The following is a 21,086-nucleotide window of genomic DNA, read 5'->3' as shown; positions in this document are numbered from 1 at the left end:
TGCCCGCACGGCGCAGCGTGCTCCAGCCACCTGCCGTACCCCGCCGTACCGAACCTCACGCAGCCGGACCCGACCGCGGCACCCGTACCGTCACAGTCAGTCCGTGCGGCTCGTGGTGGTCGAAGGTGATCGAGCCACCGCCCGCGGCGAGCAGGGCGCGGGAGATGGACAGGCCGAGGCCGGAGCCCTTGACGTTCTGATGGCGGCCGCTGCGCCAGAAGCGGTCGCCGACGCGGGCGAGTTCCTCGCCGGTCAGACCGGGGCCGTTGTCGGTGACCACGATGGTGGAGGTGCCGCCGTCGGAGGCGACCGTGACCTCGACGGTCTCGTCCTTCGGCGTGAACTTCACCGCGTTGTCGATCACCGCGTCCAGGGCGCTGGAGAGGGTGACCGGGTCGGCCCAGGCGGTGGTGGGCGGGCAGCTGCCCGCCAGCCGTACGCCCTTGGCCTCGGCGGTCGGTGTCCAGGCCGCGACGCGCTCGGCGGTCAGGGCACCGATGTCGGTGACCTTGAGGTCCGCCTCGGCGTGCTCGGCCAGGGCCAGGTCGAGCAGGTCGTCCAGGACGTGCGCCAGACGCTTGCCCTCGGCCTGGACGGAGGCGATCTCCTGGTTGCCCTCCGGGAGTTCGAAAGCGAGCAGTTCGATGCGCAGCAGCAGCGCCGCGAGGGGGTTGCGGAGCTGGTGGGAGGCGTCCGCGACGAAGGCGCGCTGCTGCTCCAGAACGTCCTCGACGTTGTCCGCCATCTCGTTGAACGACCGGGCCAGGCGTCTGAGTTCCGGCGGCCCGCCGGCGGCCGCGACCCGGGACTTCAGGGCCCCGCTCGCGATCGCGTGCGTGGTGGCGTCGAGGACGCGTACGGGCCTGAGGACCCAGCCCGTGAGCCGTAGCGCGGCGCCCACCGCCAGCAGCATCGCGGCGAACTCGCCCGTGCCGATGACCAGCCAGCCGTGCAGGATCCGCGACCGCATCTGCCCGGTGGGCGAGTCGGTGACGACGACCGCGACGACGTCGCCGTCCCGGATCACCGGCGAGGCGACGACCAGGCGGTTGCGCTGCCAGGGCCACACCTGCTTCGGGTCGTGGCTGCGCCGACTGAGCAGCGCCTCGTCGAACGCCTCACGGACCTCGCCCTCCTTGGGGAGGAAGAAGGTCGACGGCGCCTTGGCCATGGGTGTGTCGTTGCGGTAGAAGACGCCCGCCCGGATGTCGTAGACGTCGTAGTAGCTCGTGAGCTCGATGCCCAGCGTGTCCTTGCGCTCGTTCGACTCGCCGGGCGGGTCGGTGACGTACTGGGCGAGGGCCGCGAAACGTGCCGTGTCGTCGATCCGGTCGACGACCACCTTCTGCTGCTGGGCCGCGGCCACGCTGACGGCGAGCGGGATGCCCAGAGCGAGCAGCACGGCCGCCATCAGGATGATGAGCAGCGGGAGCAGACGTGTGCGCACCCGGCCCCGCTACGCGCCCGGGGCGACGAGCCGGTAGCCCACGCCGCGTACGGTTTCGATCAGGGCGGGCATGCGCAGCTTGGCGCGCAGTGACGCCACGTGCACCTCCAGGGTCCGGCCGGTCCCCTCCCAGCTGGTCCGCCACACCTCGCTGATGATCTGTTCCCGGCGGAAGACCACGCCGGGGCGCTGGGCCAGCAGGGCGAGCAGATCGAACTCCTTGCGGGTCAGCTGGACGACCGAACCGTCCACGCTGACCTGTCGGGTGGGCAGTTCGATGTGCACCGGGCCAAGACGCAACGCGGTCTCGCTCGCCCCCGGCGCGTCCTCGTGGACGGTGCGCCGGGCGACGGCGTGGATGCGGGCGAGCAGCTCACCGGTGTCGTACGGCTTCACCACGTAGTCGTCGGCGCCGAGGTTGAGACCGTGGATGCGGGAGCGGACGTCGGAGCGCGCGGTGACCATGATCACCGGGATGCTGGTGCGCTTGCGGATCTTGCCGCAGACCTCGTAGCCGTCCTGGTCGGGCAGCCCCAGGTCGAGAAGGACGACGCCGAAGCCGGCGCCTTCCGGGACGAGTGCCTGCAGGGCCTCCTCGCCGCTGCGGGCATGGGTGACGTCGAAACCGTGCCGCGCGAGGACCGCGGACAGGGCGGCTGCCACATGGTTGTCGTCCTCGACGAGGAGCAGTCTCATCCGGGCCCCCTTCGGTTCATCCGACGTACGATCAAGATGTGTACAAAGACGTGTGCACGCGCGCGTGCGCACATGGCAGTCACGCTGATGGAAGAGGACGGCGTCAAGAGGGTTCCGGTTGCGCGCTGCTTCCGTTACCCGGCCGATACGCGCCCAGCTCGCAAGTGCTACGACACGTGTCCGATTGCTATCGGATCGTGATCCTCAGATTCCCCTCAGATGTAATGACGCTGGTCGCGAGTGGTTACTACTGTCCTCCGAAACCGAGGAGGACGGAGCCTTAGAGCGATGACCGAAGTATCGGTGGCCAAGGAAGATGTGGCCGCGACCGGAGATCTGGTCGTCCTGAAGAGCGTCAACAAGCATTTCGGCGCGTTGCACGTTCTCCAGGACATCGATCTGACGATCGCCCGCGGCGAGGTTGTCGTGGTCATCGGACCCTCCGGGTCCGGAAAGTCCACCCTGTGCCGCGCCATCAACCGCCTGGAGACGATCGACTCCGGCACGATCGCCATCGACGGCAAGCCGCTGCCCCAGGAGGGCAAGGCTCTGGCCCGGTTGCGTGCCGACGTGGGAATGGTCTTCCAGTCCTTCAACCTGTTCGCGCACAAGACGGTGCTCGAGAACGTCATGCTGGGCCAGCTCAAGGTCCGCAAGATGGACAAGAAGCAGGCCGAGGAGAAGGCCCGGGGCCTGCTTGACCGGGTCGGCGTCGCCAACCAGGCCGACAAGTACCCCGCACAGCTCTCCGGCGGCCAGCAGCAGCGTGTCGCCATCGCGCGCGCCCTGGCCATGGACCCCAAGGTCATGCTCTTCGACGAGCCCACGTCGGCGCTCGACCCGGAGATGATCAACGAGGTTCTGGAGGTCATGCAGCAGCTGGCCCGGGACGGCATGACCATGATCGTCGTCACCCACGAGATGGGGTTCGCCCGTTCGGCCGCGAACCGGGTGGTGTTCATGGCGGACGGCCGGATCGTCGAAGAAGCTGTGCCGGACCAGTTCTTCAGCAACCCGCGCAGCGACCGTGCCAAGGACTTCCTGTCGAAGATCCTGCACCACTGACGCAGCCGCACCCGTGACACGCCCGGATCACTGAGTGCGGTGTCACCCGCAACGTCGGCATTCTCCTCACCACACAAAGGATGTTCACCATGAAGCTCCGCAAGGCCTCCGCCGCGGCGGCCACCGCGCTCGTCCTCGCTCTGACCGCGACCGCATGTGGAGGCGACGACAACGACAGCGGCGACACCGGCTCGGGTTCCGGTGGCGGCGACAAGATCAAGGTCGGCATCAAGTACGACCAGCCGGGTCTCGGCCTGAAGGAGCCCGACGGCTCCTTCTCCGGTTTCGACGTCGACGTGGCCACGTACGTGGCCAAGGAGCTCGGCTACGAGCCCGACCAGATCGAGTTCGTCGAGACCAAGAGCGCGGACCGCGAGAACGCGCTCGCCCGCGGCGACGTCAAGTTCATCGCGGCCACGTACTCGATCAACGACGAGCGCGCGCAGAAGGTCGACTTCGCCGGGCCGTACCTGCTGGCCCACCAGGACCTGCTGGTCAAGGCCGACTCGGACATCACCAAGGCCACGGATCTCAACGGCAACAAGCTGTGTTCCGTGACCGGCTCGACCTCGGCGCAGAACGTCAAGGACGAGATCGCCCCGAAAGCCCAGCTGAAGCAGTACGGCGGCTACTCGGAGTGCATCGCCGGCCTGCAGAGCGGCGTTGTGGACGCGGTGACCACGGACGACTCGATCCTCGCGGGCTTCGCCGCGCAGGAGCAGTACAAGGGTCAGTTCAAGCTGGCCGGCCTCAAGCTGAGCAACGAGAACTACGGCATCGGCGTCAAGAAGGGCGACACCGCGACCGTGGACAAGATCAACACCGCCCTGGAGAAGATGGTCAGCGACGGCGCATGGGACACCGCGGTCAAGGAGAACTTCGGTCCGGCCAACTACAAGAACGAGCCCGCGCCGAAGATCGGCGACATCGTCAAGTAGCGCCACAGGGATTCCACCGGCGCGCCGCCGTCCACGCGATCACGGCGGCGGCGCGCCGCGACGTCCACATACGCCACACACCCGGAAGCGCGGGAGATCGTGTTCGACTTTCTTGAAGGTTACGACGTCCTAGGGGCGTTCTGGATGACGGTGAAACTCACCATCCTCTCCGCCGTCGGTTCCCTGATCTGGGGCACTCTGCTCGCCGCCATGCGGGTCAGCCCGGTCCCGCTCATGCGCGGGTTCGGCACGGCCTATGTGAACATCGTCCGGAACATCCCGCTGACCGTCATCATCGTCTTCGCCTCGCTCGGCCTCTCCGACGTCTTCGGCATGACGATGGGCGCCGCCGACGACTTCGACACGCAGAGCTTCCGGCTGGCCGTCCTCGGCTTCGTCGTCTACACCGCCGCGTTCGTCTGCGAGGCGATCCGGTCCGGCATCAACACGGTGCCCGTCGGTCAGGCCGAGGCGGCACGCGCCATCGGCCTGACCTTCAGCCAGATCCTGGGGCACATCATCCTGCCCCAGGCCTTCCGTTCGGTCATCGGACCGCTGGCCAACGTGCTGATCGCGCTGACCAAGAACACCACCGTGGCGGCCGCGATCGGCGTGGCGGAAGCCGCCCTGCTGATGAAGGAAATGATCGAGAACGAGGCACAGACGCTGGCCATCGGTGCGGTGTTCGCCCTCGGGTTCGTGGTACTGACCCTGCCCACCGGCCTCATCCTCGGCTGGCTGAGCAAGCGACTGGCGGTGAAGCGATGACCTCCGTTCTCTACGACGCTCCCGGCCCTCGCGCCAAACGGCGCAATGTGCTCTTCTCCGTCGTCTTCTTCGTTCTCCTGGCCCTGCTCCTGTGGTGGATCTGGCAGACGATGGACGACAAGGGCCAGCTGAAGTGGGCCCTGTGGAAGCCGTTCACCCAGTCGGAGGCCTGGACGACGTATCTGCTGCCGGGCCTCGCCGACACGCTGAAGGCCGCGGCGCTCGCCATGGTGATCGCCCTGCCGCTGGGCGCGTTCTTCGGCATCGCGCGCCTCTCGGACCACCGGTGGGTGCGGGGCACGGCCGGCACGGTGGTCGAGTTCTTCCGGGCGATCCCCGTCCTGCTGCTGATGCTGTTCGCCAACGAGTTCTACGTCCGCTCCACGGACATCAGCAGCGAACAGCGGCCCATGTACGCGGTCGTCACCGGTCTGGTGCTCTACAACGCGTCCGTGCTCGCCGAGATCGTGCGGGCCGGCATCCTCTCCCTGCCCAGGGGACAGACGGAGGCCGCCATGGCGGTCGGTCTGCGCAAGGGCCAGACGATGACCAACGTCCTGCTGCCCCAGGCCGTGACCGCCATGCTGCCGGCCATCGTCAGCCAGCTCGTCGTCATCGTGAAGGACACCGCGCTCGGCGGTGCGATGCTGGGCTTCACCGAGCTGCTCAACTCGCGCCAGACGCTGGCGGCCGTCTACGCCACCGTCATCCCCAGCTTCATCGTGGTGGCGGCCATGTACATCGTGCTGAACTTCATGCTCACCAGCTTCGCGAGCTGGCTCGAGGGCAGGCTGCGGCGCAGCAAGAAGAGCACGGGCGCGGTCCTCGGCGAGGACACGGTGGAGGTCAACCCCGCCGCCGTGCGAGGTACCTACGGGACCGGCGAAAACACCGGTGGCGGCGGAGGCCTCACCTGACAACCAGTCAGGTGACCTGAACAACGCGGAGGGCAGTGGCGTGATCGCCACTGCCCTCCGTCACTTGACGCAAGCTTCGGCAATGGGTTGCATACGTTCTGTGATCGTGCACCCTGCCCCAACTTCCTGTTCACCTACGTCTCTCGGGACACCGCTGCGGGCAGGGGGCGCCGCGCCGTGGACCCGGTGATCATCGTCGGTGCGGGGCCCGTCGGGCTGACGCTCGCCCTGGCTCTGGCCCGCCAGGAGGTGCCGTCCGTGGTCCTGGACGAGGGCCCGGGCAAGGACGAACCCCGCCTCGCGCGCACGGTCGTGCTGCGCGAGGACACGGCTGCGCTGATGGAGCGGCTGACCGGCATCCCCCTTGCGGACGTCGGCGTCCACTGGGCCGGATGGCGGTCCATGCGGCGCAAGCAGGTGATGCGCGAGGTCACGTTCGGGGACGACACCGACGCCGAGGGCGATGCCGGTCCCGCTCCCCTGCACATCGCCCAGCACGTGCTGACCGGCGCCCTGCGCGCCGCCCTCGCCGGCGAGCGCCTCGTCAAGATCGCTGTGGAAAGCCGCCTCGACGGCATCGAGCAGGAACCATCCGGCGTCACGGTTCACACCCGCGGCCCCAAGGGCACCTGGTGGCGTGGCAGTTACCTGGTCGCCTGCGACGGCCCGCGCTCGACGGTGCGCAAACTCCAGGACATCCGCTTCCCGGGCCGTACGGCGGTGGAGCGGCACGCCGTGGCCGCCGTGCGCACCGAACTCCCCTGGCCCGACCAGGCGTTGCTCCACCGGATGCCGCCCTGGCGTACGACCGGCCCCTCGGCCGGCGAGATCACCGGCCGCCCCCTGCCGGACGGGGTCTGGCGCCTCGGCTGGCTGCTGCCGCCCGGCAAGGACCTGGTCACGCCGGAACTGCTGGTGGCCCGCGTCCGGGAGACCCTGGCCGGCTGGATGGGCGGCTCGACACCGCCGTACGAACTCCTCGACACCGGTGTCCACATCGTCCACCACCGGCTGGCCCGCCGCTGGCGCGCCGGCCGGGTCTTCCTCGCCGGGGACGCGGCGCACCTGCTCGGCGCGCTCGGCACGCAGGGCCTCGACGAGGGGCTCGAGGACGCCGACAACCTCGCTTGGAAGCTGGCGCTGGCCTGGCATCACGGGCCGCACGAGGCGCTGCTCGACAGCTACCAGGCGGAGCGGCGCGCGGTCGTCGCCGGCCGGCTGCGCGCCGCCGACCAGGCACTGCCGCTGCTGCGCGGGGGCGGGGGCCTGCGCGGGTACGTTCCCGGCTCGGCTCGCGGCCACGACGCACTGCTCACGGACGGTCACTTGGGGCGCGGCCCGCTCGGTGCGCCGGGGGCGTACGCCGACTCGCCGCTCGCGCCCCGGCACCTCGAAGGAGAGGCCCTCGTCGACACGGCGCCCGGCGCACCGGTCACCGATGTGCGGGTGACGGCCGAGGACGGCTCCTTCGTACGACTGCGGGACCGCCTCGGTCGCGGCGCACTGCTCGTCCTGCTGATCGCGCCGGGCACCGGCGTGTGGGAACGCAAGCACTGGGTGACCGCCGGGATCATGCCCCGCCTCGCGGCGGCGGTGACCGCGCTGCCGCACACCGCCGAGCTGCTGGTCGCCGAGGAGTACCCGGGCGCGGCCCCGCACACCGTCCTTCTCGTACGGCCCGACGGTCACCTCGTCACAGCGCTGACCGGGGTCCGGCCGGCCGACCTGTACGCGGCGGCCGAGGCGGCGCTGGGCGGGCCCGCGCGGGCGGGAGCGGAAGCCGGGGCGGGTGCCGGCTCCCGTTGACCTGTTTGTGCTCACTGTCACCGAGCGTCCACATAGTGACAGTGAGTTGACCGCCCCGCACCGCCATGGTGTACTCCGGATCGTGACCGACACCTGTGTGCACCTGTGGCGGAAGGTCCATGTGGACCTGGTCCGCTATGCGGGCTGCATGTGTCGCCCGTCCTGCTGAATTCGCATTTCACCTCACTCTTGGCGCGCGCCGCTTCTGCGTTGACGCGCGCTTCACGCGAACGCTCTTCAGGACGGTGCCCGTGTCTGCCTCACCCTCCCCCGTTGTCTCCTCCGGTTCCGCCGTTTCCGTGCCCACGCAGGCGGACCTCCTCGCATTCGTGCGGCGTACGGCCGCCGACTCCGAGCTGATCGACTCGCTCCCGCTCGACCCGGAGGGCCGCACGTGGGTGCGGCTGGAAGGGCCGGGCGGCAGCGAGGCCTGGTTGATCGGCTGGCCGCCCGGCACCGGCACCGGCTGGCACGACCACGCCGAATCGGTCGGCGCCTTCCTCACCGCGTCAGGTGAGCTCAAGGAGAACTCGCTCGCCGCCCGGCTGCCCACCGACGGCTGGAAGACGCTGGAACTGACCGAGGACGTGGACCGGGAGCGTCGGCTGCCGACCGGACAGGGGCGCGCCTTCGGCCGCCACCACGTCCACGAGGTCCTCAACGAGTCCACCGAGCACCACGCGATCTCCGTCCACGCCTACTACCCGCCCCTGCCGCAGATCCGCCGCTACAGCCGCAGCGGGCCGATCCTGCGCCTGGAGCAGGTGGAGCGCCCGGAGGACTGGCAGTGAGCGGTGCGGGCACGCCGGTCACCGGCAGCATGGTCGTCACAGGTGTCGAGGCTGAACGGCCGGTCGGCATCGACGAGTTTGCGAGCCGTTTCCGTTGAGCGGCGACTCCTCGACGCGCCGCTGGCTGACGGACCCGGACTCCCGGGCGACAGGGCGGTCGCGCGGAGCCCAACACCGGGGCCGGCAGCGCCTCCGGCACCACACAGCACCGCTCCCGAACGCGATGGGCGCCCCCGCGCGTCCACCGTGTCCGGGCCGCTGAGTCACACGGCTCCGGTCACCACGCCGGAGCCGCTCTCCCCTGGGAGCTGTTCCTCAGAACCCCGCGCCCGTCGGGCTTCCCGTCCTCAGAACCCCTCGTCCCCGAGGAACTCCGTGTCCTCGCCCTCATCCTCCAGCGCCTGCCGGACCACCCGCAGGGCCATGCCCTCGGGGTAGCCCTTGCGGGCGAGCATGCCGGCGAGACGGCGCAGTCGTTTGTCGCGGTCGAGGCCGCGGGTGGAGCGCAGCTTGCGGGCGACGAGCTCGCGCGCGGTCGTCTCCTCCTGCTCGGAGTCGAGCTGGGCGACGGCCGCGTCGATCAGCGTGGAGTCGACACCCTTGGTCCGCAGTTCCTGGACGAGCGCGCGCCGGGCCAGCCCCCGTCCGTGGTGCCGGGACTCCACCCAGGCGTCCGCGAACGCGCTGTCGTTGATCAGCCCGACCTCCTCGAACCTCGACAGCACCTCCTCGGCGGCGTCATCCGGAATCTCCCGCTTGCGCAGGGCGTCCGCGAGTTGCTTCCGCGTGCGCGGGGTTCCGGTGAGCAGGCGCAGGCAGATCGCCCGTGCCTGCTCGACCGGGTCCTTCGGGGGCTCCGCCTTCTCGGCCCTCGCCGAGAAGGCGCCTCGATCCGCACCGGACGACTCTGTGCGACCGCGCCGACGGCGCCCGCGTGAGCCACCCGCGCCCCGTGCTCCACCGTCACGTGCTCCACCGCCCCGACGTGACTCGCCCGCGGGCGAGTCGGCGCCGAACACCGAGGAGCGGCCGCTGTCCGGCCTGGTCTCCAGCCCCTGCCCATCGCCCGGCTCGTCGTCGTACGACCCCCTCGTGCCGTACGACGCCGTGCGGGCGTACTTCCCGTCCACGTCGTGGACCGCGTCACCACCACTCATGCCGGCGATTCCCCCGTCGCTTCCCCCGCTCCGCTCACGCGGAGCGTCCGGGTGGGCGGCGTACTCGGCCCAGTCGGTGCGCCACGCTTTTGAATCAGGCACGGTATTCGATCAGCTCTTGGCCACCGCGGCCTTGGTCTTGGCAGCCTTGGCCGCCGCCGGAGCGGGCACCGTCTTCGCGGCGTCGTCGGTGACGGCGGAGACCACGGCGTCCGCGCCCGGCTCGGCGGTCGGCTTCTCGGGCCGGACCCCGACGCCCAGCTTGTCCTTGATCTTCTTCTCGATCTCGTTGGCCAGGTCGGGGTTGTCCTTCAGGAAGTTGCGCGCGTTCTCCTTGCCCTGGCCGAGTTGGTCGCCCTCGTACGTGTACCAGGCGCCGGCCTTGCGGACGAAGCCGTTCTCCACGCCCATGTCGATCAGGCCGCCCTCGCGGCTGATGCCCTGCCCGTAGAGGATGTCGAACTCGGCCTGCTTGAAGGGCGGCGCGCACTTGTTCTTGACGACCTTGACGCGGGTGCGGTTGCCGACGGCGTCGGTGCCGTCCTTCAGCGTCTCGATACGTCGGATGTCGAGTCGCACCGAGGCGTAGAACTTCAGCGCCCGGCCACCGGTCGTGGTCTCCGGCGAGCCGAACATCACGCCGATCTTCTCGCGGAGCTGGTTGATGAAGATCGCGGTGGTCTTGGACTGGTTGAGCGCGCTGGTGATCTTCCGCAGGGCCTGGCTCATCAGACGGGCCTGCAGACCGACGTGGCTGTCACCCATCTCGCCCTCGATCTCCGCGCGCGGGACGAGCGCGGCGACGGAGTCGATGACGATGAGGTCGAGAGCACCGGAGCGGACCAGCATGTCCACGATTTCCAGGGCCTGCTCGCCGTTGTCCGGCTGGGACAGGATCAGGTTGTCGATGTCGACGCCGAGCTTCTTCGCGTACTCGGGGTCGAGGGCGTGCTCCGCGTCCACGAACGCGACCTGGCCGCCGGCCTTCTGAGCGTTGGCCACGGCGTGCAGGGTCAGGGTCGTCTTGCCGGAGGACTCCGGGCCGTAGACCTCCACGACACGGCCGCGCGGCAGGCCACCGACGCCGAGGGCGACGTCGAGTGCGGTCGACCCGGTGGGGATGACCTCGATGGGCTCGTTCGGCCGCTCGCCCAGGCGCATGACCGCGCCCTTGCCGAACTGCCGTTCAATCTGTGCGAGCGCGGCGTCCAACGCCTTCTCGCGGTCGGTTCCTGCCATGGGTTCCACCCGATTTGCTTGAGTCGATCGCTTCACGTCAAAGACGCTAACGCCTGCCACTGACAATGGGCCCCGACGCCCGTCCGGCCTGTGGATAACTCGGGCACTTCTCCACCAAAACCGTGCCGAAACGCCCGTCGAGAGTCTCACCGGAGCTCTCATCAGAATGGATGTTCGATTTTCGTGTCAAGCGCACCACGCGGCACCTCCGAGACTACGTCTCGGCGGCCCACGGCCCATTGATCCGGAACGAGCACCCCGCGCCACCGCCAGGTCCCCGGCATGGCGGCCCCTGGGCCCGCACGCCGTCCCGGTCTCCTGCGGTCACGAGGAGCCGTCGCCGGGGTCCTTGGCCCCCGGCCGCCGTACCCACAGCGCCCACATGCGCGCGAGCGGCCCCTCCCCCCGATTCCGGTGCCCATGGACCCGAGGGTCGTCCGTGACGTCGTACCGCTTCACGTATGCCCCGAGGAAGGCCTGCAGCGTGGCGATCGCCGGGATGGCGATCAGTGCGCCGACGGCCCCGAGAAGGGCGGTGCCGGCGATGACGGAGCCGAACGCGACCGCCGGGTGGATGTCGACGGTCTTCGAGGTCAGCTTGGGCTGCAGCACGTAGTTCTCGAACTGCTGGTAGACCACGACGAAGATCAGCACCCACAGCGCGTACCAGGGGTCGACGGTGAAGGCGATCAGCATGGGCAGGGCGCCCGCGAGATACGTACCGATCGTGGGGATGAACTGCGAGACCAGCCCCACCCACACGGCGAGTACGGGCGCGTACGGCACGTTCAGTGTCTGCAGCAGGATGTAGTGCGCGGCTCCGGAGATGAGGGCCATCAGTCCGCGCGAATAGATGTAGCCGCCGGTCTTGTTCACGGCGATCTCCCACGCGCGCAGCACCTCGGCCTGCTTGGCGGGCGGCAGGACGGAGCAGAGGGCGCGGCGCAGACGCGGGCCGTCTGCGGCGAAGTAGAACGAGAACAGCGTGACCGTCAGGAGCTGGAAGAGCCCGCCGAGGACCTGGGCGGACACGTCCAGGACGCCGGTGGCACTGTTCTGCACGTAGTTGCGCAGCCAGTCGGAGCGGAGCAGGCCCTCCTGGACGTCCACCCGTTTCAGGTCGGTGTTGAAGTGGGTGTTGATCCAGTTGATGACGGAGTCGAGGTACTGCGGGAAGTCCTCGACGATCTTGATGATCTGGCCCGCGAGCATGGAGCCGAGCAGCGTGACGAAGCCCGCCGCCGCGATCATCACGCCCAGGAAGACGACGGCGGTGGCCAGGCCTCTGCGCAGGCCGCGCGAGGCCATCCAGCTCACCGCGGGCTCGATGGCCAGGGCCAGGAAGAACGCGATGAGGATGTTGATCAGCAGGCCGGTGAGCTGGTGGAAGGCCCAACTGCCCAACTGGAACACGGCGATGAGGGCGAGCGCGAGCACCATGGCGCGCGGCAGCCAGCGCGGCATGCGGGCGTTCGGCCCGGCGGCGCCGGCGGCCGGGGGCCAGTTGGGCGGCGTCGTGCCGAACGGGGATGCGTGCTGGGTGACCTGGTCGGTCTCGTCATTGGGTGCCACGGGGCAAGTCTCGCCCACGCGGCTGACAATCGGCCGCCGTCCTGCGATCTTCGTGACCGATCAGTGCTTCCCTCGCAGCACGTTCATGACCGAGCGGCGTTTCTCCCGCCGAACGTTCATGACCGGTCAGTGCTTCTCCCACGGAACGTGCATCACGGTGCAGACCACGCGCCACACGTCCTTGGCGTCCCAGCCGGCGTCCAGCGCCTCGTGCACCGTGCGCCCGCCGAGCTCCGCCATCACGTGGTCGCGCGCGAACGTGTCGGCGTAGCCCGGACCGAAGTGATCCGTCATCCGCTCCCAGAAGACCGTCAACCGCATGACCCCAGTATCCCGCCCCTGAGAGTGGGCCTGAGCCGGGACCGCTCGCCGAGACCGCTTTCCGCCCTACGGTCTGACGCATGGCCGAAACAGGAGCTTCCCCACTCCCCCCGACCTCCCCGGCGCACTCCCCGCTCGCGCGCGCCGAGCACTTCGTCTGGCTCACCGCACGCGTGCTGGAGCAGCGCCTCTTCGCGTATCACTTCCTGAGAGGAAGCGCCGACCCGGTGGAGACGGCGCTGGACGCCTACCGCAACGAGGACGGTGGATACGGCCACGCGCTGGAACCCGATCTGCGGGGTCCGGTCAGTCAGCCGCTGCACACCGGTCACGCCCTGCGCGTCCTGGACGCCATCGGGCGCTGCGGCGGGCAGCGCGTGGAGCGCGTGTGCCGGTATCTGACCTCCGTGACCACGCCGGACGGCGCACTGCCGGCGATCCACCCCAGTCAGCGCGGCTATCCGGCGGCCCCCTTCGTCCCGATCGTGGACGACCCGCCGAGCGAACTCCTCGCCACCGGACCGGTGGTGGGCCTCCTGCACCGCAACGAGGTGTGGCACGCCTGGCTGTTCCGGGCCACGGACTTCTGCTGGCAGGCGGTCGAGTCCCTGGAGCGGTCCCACCCGTACGAGGTCCAGGCCGCCGTGGCCTTCCTGGACTCCGCTCCTGACCGCCCGCGCGCGGAGGCGGTCGCCGATCGTCTCGGCCGCCTGGTACGCGAACACCGGCTCGCGGCCCTGGATCCCGCCCGCCTCGACGCGTACCCGGTCGCGCCCGGCTACGCCCCCGGGGAGCACCACTTCCCGCACGACTACGCGAAGACGCCGACCTCCCTCGCGCGCGGGTGGTTCACGGACGACGAGATGGCCCGTTCCCTGGACTTCCTCGCGGAAGAACAGCAGGAGGACGGCGGCTGGCCCATCCGCTGGCGTCAATGGGCGCCAGGCCCCGCAGTGGAGGCGCGCCCCCTGGTGACGCTCGATGCGCTGCGCACCTTGCGGGCCTACGGTCATTCCCTGGGCTGAGACCACGATGCGGTCGGCGACAGGTCAGGCCACGTCACCGCCGCCACCTCACCCGCCGCCCATCGCCCGCACTCCCGCGGTCACCAGCACGGCGGCAGCGACGACGAGCAGGAAGGGGGCTCGCAGGACCAGCGCCACAGCGGCCGCGGCGAGCCCCGCGGCCCTCGCGTCGAGCACCAGTGCCCGCCCGTCGGCGAAGGCCTGCTGGGCCGTGAGCGCGGCCAGGAGAGCCACGGGCAACAGCGCGGCGAGACGCTTGACGAGAGGCCGCTCGAGGGCACCGGCGGGCACGAGCAGTCCGGCGAGCTTGACGGCGTAGCACCCCAGGGCGGTCGCACCGATCGCGATCCAGGTGTTCAACGATCTCCCCCTTGTACGTCGTCACGGTCGGCGCCCCTGCGGCGGCCCTCCGCCCACAGCACGGCCGGCGCCGCGAGCGCCGCCACCAGAACAGGCACACCGGCGGGCAGCACAGGCAGCAGACCGAGCCCCAGAAGGACCGCGACACCGGCGACCGTCCGCTCCACCGTGGTCTTCAGCATGGGCGCCAGCAACGCCAGGAAAACCGCGGGCCCGGCCGCGTCCAGCCCCCAGGCGTCGGTGTCCCCGATGGCCTCGGCCCCCAGCGCGCCGAGCAGCGTGGTGAGGTTCCACAGCACGTACAGACTGAGCCCCGTCACAGCGAACCCGATCCGCGCCCCACGCCGCGTGGGCTGCGCCAGCGCGACCACCGTCGTCTCGTCGATGACCCACTGCGCGGCGAACGGACGCACCGCGCGCGGGAGGGCCAGCAACTGCGACAGCCGCAACCCGTAGAAGGCGTTGCGCACCCCCAGGAAGAACGCCCCCGCGGCCGCCGTCAGCGGGTTCCCGCCCGCCGCGAGCGCCCCGACCAACGCAAACTGCGAAGCACCCGTGAACACCAGCAGACTGAGCGCACAGGTCTGCAACAGCGTGAGCCCACTCCCTGCCGAGGTCACCCCGAAGGCGAACCCTGACAGCCCTACAGCGACCCCGACCCCCAGCGCGTCCCTCACGACGGCGGAGTCGGGCTTCTCTCCACCATCACGCTCGTCCACGAGACCTATCTGATCTGCCACGCGTCGGACGGTAGGAGCAGCCGCCCCCGCTCGTCTTGTACGTTCTTGCGCTCACGCCGGTACGCGCCCGGAGGCACGCCCACGATCCGGGTGAAGTGCCGATGCAGATGCGGCTGATCCGTGAACCCCACCGCGACGGCAGCCTCGGCCGGAGTCGTACCGGCGTCCAGCAGCCGCCGCGCCCGACGTACCCGCGCATCGGTCAGCCAGGCGTGCGGCGGCATCCCGTAGGCATCCCGAAACGCCCGCAACAACGCGAACGGACCGGTCCCCAGGTCACCGGCCAGCCTCTCCAGCGTCGGCGGCTCGACCATCCGCTCCTCCAGCACGGCACGCGCGCGTGCCGCGACCCGGGCCCCCGCCGTCCGTACCTCCCGCTGCGGCAGCGCCCCGCCGTTCAACCGCAGCAACCGGGTCACGGCAACCCGCAACAACGTGTCGGCGGCCAGTGCGTTCCCCTCCTCCGCGGCCCGCAGCACCTGATGCACCAGTTCCACGGCATACGCATCGTCCAGCACGGGCCGGACGAACCCCGGCATCCCCCGGATCCGCGTCGTCTCAGCAGCGATCTCCGCCACCACCTCCGGCGACGGATACACGGCCCCGTACCGCCACCCATCAGGAACGCCGGCCCGCCCCGTATGAGCCGTATCCGGATTGACCAGGGCCAGAGCCCCCGCCCCCGCGTACTGATCGGCCCCCCGATGATGAAAGACCTCGACCCCGTCAGCGATGGCCGCGATGACGAAGTTCTCATGCGTATGCCGCACAAAGGTCTTCCGGACATACCGAGCCCGCAGCAGATCGACCCCCGGCAACCCGGCATACCGCCAGTGCCGCGCCCGCTCACCCGAACCTGCCATGCCCCCATTTTCCGACAACGGCCGACAGCCCGGCCCGGCGGCGGCCACTCGCGTACCCGCAGGCGCCCACGGCGGGAAGGGGACGTGTCGGGGGGTGTCCGCCCGCAGCGGTTGGCGCGTCAACACGGGCGCGTTGGTAGGTGACCGATTCCGCGCCGTTCCGAGGACGGACACCCCCCGACACGGCCCCGACCCACCACCCAACGCAAGGCGCTACGCGCACCCCCACCCAACCCGCACAGGCCGCCGCAGGCATCCCCCGCCCCAGCCCAGCGCAGCGACGCCGCAGCGACACCGCAGGTCAGCCGCATTGTCAGTCCCGAGGTGCAGGATGGACACATGGTCAGCTCCGCACACCAGGCCCTCAAAGCCTTCTCCCCCGCGACCCGCGGCTGGTTCACGGGCGCCTTCGACGCGCCCACCGCCGCCCAGGCAGGCGCGTGGCAGGCCATCACAGCGGGCTCGGACGTGCTGGTCGTCGCCCCCACCGGATCCGGCAAGACCCTGGCCGCCTTCCTCGCCGCCCTGGACCAGCTCGCCGCCACACCCCCACCCGCCGACCCCAGGAAGCGCTGCCGCGTCCTGTACGTCTCCCCGCTCAAGGCCCTCGCCGTGGACGTGGAGCGCAACCTCCGCAGCCCCCTGACCGGCATCCGCCAGGAGTCCGTCCGCCTGGGCCTGCCCGAACCGGAGATCAAGGTCGGCATCCGCTCCGGCGACACCCCGGCCGCCGAGCGCCGCGCCCTGTCCACCCGCCCCCCGGACATCCTGATCACCACCCCGGAGTCCCTGTTCCTGATGCTGACGTCGGCCACCCGCGACGCACTGACCGGCATCGAGACGGTGATCCTGGACGAGGTCCACGCGGTGGCCGGCACCAAGCGCGGCGCGCACCTCGCCCTCTCCCTGGAGCGCCTGGACGAGCTGCTGCCGAAGCCCGCCCGCCGCATCGGCCTCTCGGCCACGGTCCGCCCGGTCGACGAGGTCGCCCGCTACCTCTCCCCTCGCGGCAAAGTGGAGATCGTCCAGCCGAAGTCCGGCAAGGAGTTCGACCTCTCGGTCGTCGTCCCGGTCGAGGACCTGGGCGAACTCGGCGGCTCCCCGGTCGCCGACGGCAACGAAGGCGCGGAACGCCCGTCGATCTGGCCGCACGTCGAGGAGCGCATCACCGACCTCGTCCAAGCCCACCGCTCCACCATCGTCTTCGCCAACTCCCGCCGCCTCGCGGAACGCCTCTGCAACAGGCTCAACGAGATCGCCTACGAGCGAGCCACCGGCGAACCCCTGGACGAGCACCACGCTCCCGCCGAACTCATGGGCGGCTCAGGCGCGGCCCAGGGCGCACCCCCGGTCATCGCCCGCGCCCACCACGGCTCGGTCTCCAAGGAGCAGCGCGCCCTCGTCGAAGAGGATCTCAAAGCAGGCCGCCTCCCCGCCGTGGTGGCCACCTCCAGCCTCGAACTCGGCATCGACATGGGCGCGGTCGACCTCGTCATCCAGGTCGAATCCCCACCCTCCGTCGCCTCCGGCCTCCAGCGCGTCGGCCGCGCGGGCCACCAGGTCGGCGCGGTCTCCACCGGTGTGGTCTTCCCGAAGTACCGCGGCGACCTGGTCCAGGCAGCGGTCGTCACCGAACGCATGCGCACGGGCTCCATCGAGTCCCTCAAGGTCCCCGCCAACCCTCTGGACGTCCTGGCCCAGCAACTCGTCGCGATGACCGCGATGGACACCTGGCACCTCGACGACCTCCTCGCGATGGTTCGCCGCGCCGCCCCCTTCGCCTCCCTCCCCGAGTCCGCCTTCACGGCCGTCCTCGACATGCTCGCCGGCCGCTACCCGTCCGACGCCTTCGCGGAACTGCGCCCGCGCGTGGTCTGGGACCGAGTCGCGGGCACGATCACCGGCCGCCCCGGCGCCCAGCGCCTCGCCGTCACCTCCGGCGGCACCATCCCCGACCGCGGCCTTTTCGGGGTCTTCCTCGCCGGTTCGGATCCCAAGAAGGGCGGCGGCCGGGTCGGCGAGCTCGACGAGGAGATGGTCTACGAGTCCCGGGTGGGCGACGTCTTCACACTGGGCACCAGCTCCTGGCGCATCGAGGACATCACCCGGGACCGCGTCCTGGTCTCCCCCGCGCCGGGCGTCCCGGGCCGGCTCCCCTTCTGGAAGGGCGACCAACTGGGCCGCCCGCTGGAACTGGGCCGCGCGGTGGGCGCGTTCCTGCGTGAGGTCGGGTCCCTCACCGAGGAGGACGCCCGCCTCCGCCTCCTCGCCGCGGGCCTGGACGCCTGGGCCGCGGACAACGTGCTGTCCTACCTGAACGAGCAGCGCGAGGCCTGCGGCCACATCCCGGACGACCGCACGATCGTCGTGGAACGCTTCCGCGACGAGCTCGGCGACTGGCGGGTCGTCGTGCACTCCCCCTTCGGCGCCCAGGTGCACGCGCCCTGGGCGCTCGCCCTCGGCACCAAGCTCTCCGAGCGGTACGGCATGGACGCCCAGGTCATGCACGCCGACGACGGCATCGTCCTGCGGCTGCCCGACGCCGACCTCATGGGCCTGGACCTGCTCGACCAGGAACCGACAAAGATCGGCACTGAATACGACGCGGACCAAGCCCCCGTCGGCGCGGCGGACGTCGTCTTCGACAAGGGCGAGGTCGAACAGACCGTCACCGAGCAGGTGGGCAGCTCGGCCCTGTTCGCGTCCCGCTTCCGCGAGTGCGCGGCCCGCGCCCTGCTGCTGCCGCGCCGCAACCCCGGCAAGCGCACCCCCCTGTGGCAGCAGCGCCAGCGTGCCTCCCAACTGCTCCAGGTCGCCAGCGAGTTCGGCTCGTTCCCGATCGTCCTGGAAGCCGTCCGCGAATGCCTCCAGGACGTCTTCGACGTCCCCGGCCTGGTAGAGCTGATGGGCGACCTGGAGTCCCGCAAGGTGCGCCTCGTCGAGGTCACCACCCCCGAACCCTCGCCCTTCGCCCGCTCCCTCCTCTTCGGCTACGTCGCCCAGTTCCTGTACGAGGGAGACTCACCGCTCGCCGAGCGCCGCGCCGCCGCCCTCTCCCTGGACTCGCGCCTGCTGGCCGAACTGCTCGGCCAGGCGGAACTGCGCGAACTGCTCGACGCCGAGGTACTGACCGAGCTGGAGAAAGAACTCCAGTGGCTCACCGAGGACCGCCGCGTCAAGGACGCCGAGGGCGTCGCCGACCTGCTCCGCCTGCTCGGCCCGCTCACCGACGCCGAGCTGGCCGAGCGGGGCGCCGAACCCCAGTGGGCCCAGGAGCTTGCCGCCGCCCGCCGCGCGATCCGCGTCCGCGTCGCCGGCACCGACCACTGGGCGGCGATCGAGGACGCGGGCCGTCTGCGCGACGCGCTAGGCACAGCACTGCCGGTGGGCGTCCCGGAAGCCTTCACGGAGCCCGTCAAGGACCCGCTCGGCGACCTCCTCGCGCGCTATGCCCGCACCCACGGCCCGTTCACATCGGCCACCGCGGCAGCCCGCTTCGGCCTGGGCGTGGCGGTCACCGATGGCGCCCTCCACCGGCTCGCCGCGACGAGCAGGGTCGTACAGGGCGAGTTCCACCCGGCCGGGATCGGCCAGGAATGGTGCGACGCCACCGTCCTGCGCCGCCTCCGCCGCCGCTCCCTCGCCGCCCTGCGCCACGAACTGGAACCGGTGCCGCCGCCCGCGCTCGCCCAGTTCCTCCCCCAGTGGCAGCACATCGGCAAGGGCCATGGCCTGCGGGGCATCGACGGACTGGTGCGTGCCGTGGAGCAGTTGCAGGGCGCGTCCGTACCCGCGTCCGCCCTGGAGAAGCTCGTCCTCCCCTCCCGCGTCGCGAACTACACACCCGCGATGCTGGACGAGCTCACCGCGGCCGGCGAGATCGTCTGGGCCGGCGCCGGAGCCCTCCCCGGCAAGGACGGCTGGGTCTCCCTGTACATCGCGGACGCGGCTCCCCTGCTGCTCCCGCCGCCCCACCCCCTGGAGCTGACGGCGCTCCACCAGTCCGTCCTGGACGCCCTCTCGGGGGGCTACGGCCTGTTCTTCCGCCAGATCGCCGATCAGGTCCCGCGCCACCACCCACCCGGAAGCCACCGACCCCCAACTGGCCGACGCCGTATGGGACCTGGCCTGGTCCGGACGGCTCACGAACGACACGCTCGCCCCCATGCGCTCCCTCCTGGGCTCGGGCCGCACCGCCGGCTCCACGGCCCACCGCGCCAAGCGCACCGTCCCGCGCGGGCGCTACGGCTCCCTCACTGCCGCCGCACGCCCCGCGTCCCGCACCGGCCCGCCGACCGTCGCCGGCCGCTGGTCCGTGCTCCCGGACCGCGATGCCGACCCCACCGTGCGCGCCCACGCCCTGGCCCGCGTCCTCCTCGACCGGCACGGCGTGGTGACCCGGGGAGCCGTCTCCGCGGAGGGCATCGAGGGCGGCTTCTCGGCGGTGTACCGCATCCTGTCCGCCTTCGAGGACAACGGCCAGGCCCGCCGCGGTTACGTGGTGGAGGGACTCGGCGCCGCACAGTTCGCCATGGACGGCGCGGTGGACCGCCTCCGCGCGGTGGCCAACGCCCGCGACCGGGGCGAAACCCTGCCACCCCCGCCCCAAGGCAACAGCGCTCAAGACGGCTTCGGCCCCGACACCCCCTTCGCACCGAACCCCTTCGACTCCCCCACCGACTTCGCACCCGACCCCTTCGCATCACCCGACCCCCACCCGACCACCGACGGACCGAACCCGGCCGACAGCCACACAGACCAAAGCGCCCCCACCTTCGACCCCGGCCGCACCGACGACTGGCCGCCCTTCCCCGCCCCCACCTCGCGGAGCGAATGGACCTCCCCCCGCGACTTCCCCCCATCGACCGGCCCCGCGTACGGCCCGTTCGGCACGCCTTCCTCCCCCCACCGCACCCGCCCCGCCCCCGACTCCCGAGCCGTCGTCCTCGCCGCCGCCGACCCCGCCAACGCATACGGCGCGGCCCTCCCCTGGCCGGACCCTCCGACCGACGCCGGCCACAAGCCGGGCCGGAAGGCGGGCTCCCTGGTAATTCTCGTCGACGGCGAGCTGACGCTCTACATGGAGCGAGGCGGCAAGACCCTGCTGGCCTGGCCCTCCGACCCGTCCGGCACAGCCACCGACGACCCACGTCTCCAAGCGGCGGCGCAGGCCCTCGCCGCGGCGGCAAAGGCGGGCTCCCTCGGCACAGTCACCGTCGAGCGCGTCAACGGCGCATCTGCCCTCACGTCCCCCATCGGCACCCTCCTGGAGGGAACGGGCTTCATCGCCACCCCACGCGGCCTGCGACTACGCGCATGAACCGGAAGGAGCCGCACCCCGCACCCACGCTCCACGCCGCAAAGCGCACCGCAGCACACCC

Annotated in this window: 17 protein-coding genes and 1 pseudogene; 9 read left to right on the top strand and 9 right to left on the bottom strand. The window is 70.8% G+C overall.

Annotation, left to right across the window (positions count from 1 at the left end):
- Window positions 1–55: 55 nt before the first annotated feature.
- Complete coding sequence (locus QFZ76_RS36610) at window positions 56–1,447, bottom strand: HAMP domain-containing sensor histidine kinase (RefSeq protein ID WP_307677682.1); 1,392 nt, start codon at window positions 1,445–1,447, stop codon at window positions 56–58.
- Between the two features lie 9 nt (window positions 1,448–1,456).
- Complete coding sequence (locus QFZ76_RS36605) at window positions 1,457–2,143, bottom strand: response regulator transcription factor (protein ID WP_266432976.1); 687 nt, start codon at window positions 2,141–2,143, stop codon at window positions 1,457–1,459.
- Window positions 2,144–2,431: 288 nt separating this feature from the next.
- Here QFZ76_RS36605 and QFZ76_RS36600 point away from each other — a divergent pair, with 288 nt between their 5' ends.
- The 7 genes from QFZ76_RS36600 to QFZ76_RS36575 all read left to right on the top strand — a co-directional run bounded on the left by QFZ76_RS36600 (window position 2,432) and on the right by QFZ76_RS36575 (window position 8,428).
- Window positions 2,432–3,208, top strand: a complete 777-nt coding sequence (locus tag QFZ76_RS36600; RefSeq protein ID WP_307677681.1) for an amino acid ABC transporter ATP-binding protein — start codon at window positions 2,432–2,434, stop codon at window positions 3,206–3,208.
- An 89-nt stretch (window positions 3,209–3,297) separates the two neighbouring features.
- The gene (locus QFZ76_RS36595) at window positions 3,298–4,146 is read left to right on the top strand and encodes a glutamate ABC transporter substrate-binding protein (protein ID WP_307677680.1); all 849 of its coding nucleotides are present in this window, start codon (window positions 3,298–3,300) and stop codon (window positions 4,144–4,146) included.
- Window positions 4,147–4,245: 99 nt separating this feature from the next.
- Window positions 4,246–4,914 (top strand): amino acid ABC transporter permease, encoded by a 669-nt coding sequence (locus QFZ76_RS36590; protein WP_307677679.1) that lies wholly within the window; start codon window positions 4,246–4,248, stop codon window positions 4,912–4,914.
- Window positions 4,911–5,831 (top strand): amino acid ABC transporter permease, encoded by a 921-nt coding sequence (locus tag QFZ76_RS36585; protein ID WP_307677678.1) that lies wholly within the window; start codon window positions 4,911–4,913, stop codon window positions 5,829–5,831. The genes QFZ76_RS36590 and QFZ76_RS36585 overlap by 4 nt, the downstream gene beginning before the upstream one ends.
- Before the next feature lie 177 nt (window positions 5,832–6,008).
- Window positions 6,009–7,637: an FAD-dependent monooxygenase gene (locus QFZ76_RS36580; protein ID WP_307677677.1), complete on the top strand. Its 1,629-nt coding sequence runs from the start codon at window positions 6,009–6,011 to the stop codon at window positions 7,635–7,637.
- On the top strand, window positions 7,621–7,806 hold the full coding sequence (locus QFZ76_RS51915; protein ID WP_373464400.1) for a putative leader peptide: 186 nt from the start codon (window positions 7,621–7,623) through the stop codon (window positions 7,804–7,806). The genes QFZ76_RS36580 and QFZ76_RS51915 overlap by 17 nt, the downstream gene beginning before the upstream one ends.
- 82 nt (window positions 7,807–7,888) lie before the next feature.
- Window positions 7,889–8,428 (top strand): cysteine dioxygenase, encoded by a 540-nt coding sequence (locus QFZ76_RS36575; RefSeq protein WP_307677676.1) that lies wholly within the window; start codon window positions 7,889–7,891, stop codon window positions 8,426–8,428.
- A gap of 347 nt (window positions 8,429–8,775) precedes the next feature.
- Here QFZ76_RS36575 and recX read toward each other — a convergent pair whose 3' ends face one another.
- The 4 genes from recX to QFZ76_RS36555 all read right to left on the bottom strand — a co-directional run bounded on the left by recX (window position 8,776) and on the right by QFZ76_RS36555 (window position 12,717).
- On the bottom strand, window positions 8,776–9,687 hold the full coding sequence (recX, locus tag QFZ76_RS36570) for a recombination regulator RecX (protein WP_307677675.1): 912 nt from the start codon (window positions 9,685–9,687) through the stop codon (window positions 8,776–8,778).
- Between the two features lie 9 nt (window positions 9,688–9,696).
- The gene (gene recA, locus QFZ76_RS36565) at window positions 9,697–10,824 is read right to left on the bottom strand and encodes a recombinase RecA (RefSeq protein ID WP_307677674.1); all 1,128 of its coding nucleotides are present in this window, start codon (window positions 10,822–10,824) and stop codon (window positions 9,697–9,699) included.
- A 324-nt stretch (window positions 10,825–11,148) separates the two neighbouring features.
- Complete coding sequence (locus QFZ76_RS36560) at window positions 11,149–12,396, bottom strand: AI-2E family transporter (RefSeq protein WP_307677673.1); 1,248 nt, start codon at window positions 12,394–12,396, stop codon at window positions 11,149–11,151.
- A 126-nt stretch (window positions 12,397–12,522) separates the two neighbouring features.
- Window positions 12,523–12,717 (bottom strand): DUF3046 domain-containing protein, encoded by a 195-nt coding sequence (locus QFZ76_RS36555; RefSeq protein WP_307677672.1) that lies wholly within the window; start codon window positions 12,715–12,717, stop codon window positions 12,523–12,525.
- An 80-nt stretch (window positions 12,718–12,797) separates the two neighbouring features.
- Between QFZ76_RS36555 and QFZ76_RS36550 the strand changes: the two genes are divergently transcribed.
- Entirely contained in the window at window positions 12,798–13,742 is a 945-nt protein-coding gene (locus tag QFZ76_RS36550) for a hypothetical protein (RefSeq protein WP_307677671.1), read from the top strand.
- 48 nt (window positions 13,743–13,790) lie between these two features.
- Here QFZ76_RS36550 and QFZ76_RS36545 read toward each other — a convergent pair whose 3' ends face one another.
- The 3 genes from QFZ76_RS36545 to QFZ76_RS36535 are packed head-to-tail and all read right to left on the bottom strand — an operon-like array spanning window position 13,791 to window position 15,705.
- The gene (locus QFZ76_RS36545) at window positions 13,791–14,102 is read right to left on the bottom strand and encodes an AzlD domain-containing protein (RefSeq protein ID WP_266432996.1); all 312 of its coding nucleotides are present in this window, start codon (window positions 14,100–14,102) and stop codon (window positions 13,791–13,793) included.
- Window positions 14,099–14,842 (bottom strand): AzlC family ABC transporter permease, encoded by a 744-nt coding sequence (locus QFZ76_RS36540; RefSeq protein ID WP_373464399.1) that lies wholly within the window; start codon window positions 14,840–14,842, stop codon window positions 14,099–14,101. Before QFZ76_RS36540 ends, QFZ76_RS36545 begins: the two co-directional genes overlap by 4 nt.
- Window positions 14,827–15,705, bottom strand: coding sequence for an AraC family transcriptional regulator (locus tag QFZ76_RS36535; protein WP_373464556.1), 879 nt, complete (start codon window positions 15,703–15,705; stop codon window positions 14,827–14,829). The genes QFZ76_RS36540 and QFZ76_RS36535 overlap by 16 nt, the downstream gene beginning before the upstream one ends.
- 339 nt (window positions 15,706–16,044) lie before the next feature.
- Here QFZ76_RS36535 and QFZ76_RS36530 point away from each other — a divergent pair.
- A pseudogene (locus QFZ76_RS36530) lies at window positions 16,045–21,025 on the top strand (ATP-dependent helicase).
- Window positions 21,026–21,086: the final 61 nt, after the last annotated feature.

The sequence above is a fragment of the Streptomyces sp. V4I2 genome (assembly GCF_030817655.1).
GTDB classification, from domain to species: domain Bacteria; phylum Actinomycetota; class Actinomycetes; order Streptomycetales; family Streptomycetaceae; genus Streptomyces; species Streptomyces plumbiresistens.
Note: the sequence above shows the minus strand (reverse complement) of the source record. Positions and strands in the feature narration are given on the sequence as shown.